The organism is Streptomyces sp. NPDC020362 (genome assembly GCF_040642095.1).
Lineage (GTDB): Bacteria > Actinomycetota > Actinomycetes > Streptomycetales > Streptomycetaceae > Streptomyces.
In genome coordinates, this window is the sequence record NZ_JBFAET010000467.1 from 1 (window position 1) to 1,637 (window position 1,637).

The following is a 1,637-nucleotide window of genomic DNA, read 5'->3' on the forward strand; positions in this document are numbered from 1 at the left end:
CTCCCGCAAACGCCCCGCCTGCCCCGACAAACCGCTCACCGACCGGCCCGACACCAGCCACGCGCTCACACCCTCGGTCTCGACCACCGCAGAGGCTTCTGTCGACTCGCCCACCTCGTCGGCGGGTTCAGCGGCGGTCGGCTCCAGCGCTCCGTCCGCGGCGGGCGCTTCCTCCAGGATCAGGTGGACGTTGGTGCCGCTGATGCCGAACGAGGAGACGCCTGCGCGGCGCACCCGGCCGTTGGCGGGCCACGGCACCGGTTCGCTCAGCAGCTGCACGTCGCCGGCCGTCCAGTCGACGTGCGGCGAGGGTTCGTCCACGTGCAGCGTCCTCGGCAACTCCCCGTGTTGCAGGGCGAGCACCATCTTGATGACGCCCGCGACGCCGGCGGCGGCCTGGGTGTGGCCGATGTTGGACTTCACCGAGCCGAGCAGCAGCGGCCGCTCCTCCGACCGGTCCTGGCCGTACGTCGCCAGCAGCGCCTGCGCCTCGATCGGGTCACCCAGCGTCGTACCCGTACCGTGCGCCTCGACCACGTCCACGTCGGCGGCCGACAGACGGGCGTTCGCGAGCGCGGCGCGGATGACCCGCTGCTGCGAGGGGCCGTTCGGGGCGGTCAGGCCGTTGGACGCGCCGTCCTGGTTCACCGCCGACCCGCGCACCACCGCCAGCACCTCGTGGCCGTTGCGGAGCGCGTCGGACAGCCGCTCCACGACGACCATGCCCGCGCCCTCGGCGAAGCCCATCCCGTCCGCTTCCGCCGAGAACGCCTTGCAGCGTCCGTCTGCCGCAAGGCCGCCCTGCTGGCTCATTCCCACGAACCCGTCGGGGCTCGCGATGACCGTGGCTCCGCCGGCCAGCGCCATCGAGCACTCCCCGGCGCGGATCGCCTGGGTGGCCAGGTGCAGGGCCACCAGGGACGACGAGCACGCCGTGTCCACCGTCACCGCCGGGCCCTCGAGACCCAGCGCATACGACACGCGGCCCGACATCACACTCGTCGCGAAGCCTGTCGTCAGGTGTCCTTCGGCACCGTCGCTCCCGCTCGCCACGCCGAGCGCGTATCCCGAGGCGAACCCGCCGACGAAGACGCCGGTCTGGGTGCCGCGCAGCGACGCCGGGTCGAGGCCTGCACGCTCCAGCGCCTCCCAGGACACCTCCAGCAACTGCCGCTGCTGCGGGTCCATCGCCAGCGCCTCACGCGGGCTGATCCCGAAGAACCCGGCGTCGAACCCGCCGGCGCCCGCGACGAACCCGCCGGCCTGGTTGTGGAAGGTGCCCGTGTGCTCGGGGTCCGGGTCGTAGAGTTCCCCCGCGTCCCAGCCCCGGTCGGACGGGAAGCCGGATATCGCGTCCGCCCCGGTGGCGAGCAACTTCCAGAACGTGTCCGGGTCGTTCACGTCGCCGGGGAACCGGCAGGCCATCCCCACGATCGCGATCGGCTCGTCGGAGACCGCCTCCGCCGTGCGGACCGGCGGAAGGTTCACGGGCTGCTCGCCGTCGCCCACGAGCCGGGCCCGGAGGTGCCTGGCGAGCGCGACGGGGTTGGGGTAGTCGAAGACGAGGGTGGCCGGGAGGCGCAGTCCGGTCACGCCGTTGAGGCGGTTGCGCAGTTCCACCGCGGTGAGCGAGTCGA

1 protein-coding gene is annotated in these 1,637 nt (G+C 73.0%); it reads right to left on the reverse strand.

The genetic code is table 11. The annotated features are described in order from the left end of the window. Positions 1–1,637, reverse strand: a 1,637-nt coding sequence (locus AB0H32_RS48270; protein ID WP_361136091.1) for a beta-ketoacyl synthase N-terminal-like domain-containing protein, incomplete at both ends; no start/stop codon positions are given.